The following is a 209-nucleotide window of genomic DNA, read 5'->3' as shown; positions in this document are numbered from 1 at the left end:
TATCAGCTTTTGCTTTTTCACTTTCAGGAGAAGAGGGTAGATGAGTTTTTTGAGTTAATAGAGGAGAACATGAGCAAGGTCAATCACTACTTTCAAACGGTCTTTAGGACTTTTCTTAGACACAAGCAATACATCAAGAATGCGCTAGAAACTGACTATTCAAACGCGAAACTCGAAGCGACTAACAAGTTGATTAAAGACATCAAACG

Annotated in this window: 1 protein-coding gene; it reads left to right on the top strand. The window is 37.8% G+C overall.

Annotated features, from left to right (window positions below):
* A partial coding sequence (locus HMPREF2571_RS05940) for a transposase (RefSeq protein WP_141760064.1) occupies positions 1-209 on the top strand: 209 nt, incomplete at both ends.

The sequence above is a fragment of the Streptococcus sp. HMSC068F04 genome, assembly GCF_001837455.1.
GTDB classification, from domain to species: Bacteria; Bacillota; Bacilli; order Lactobacillales; family Streptococcaceae; genus Streptococcus; species Streptococcus salivarius_D.
This window is presented reverse-complemented; position numbering and strand designations above follow the sequence as displayed.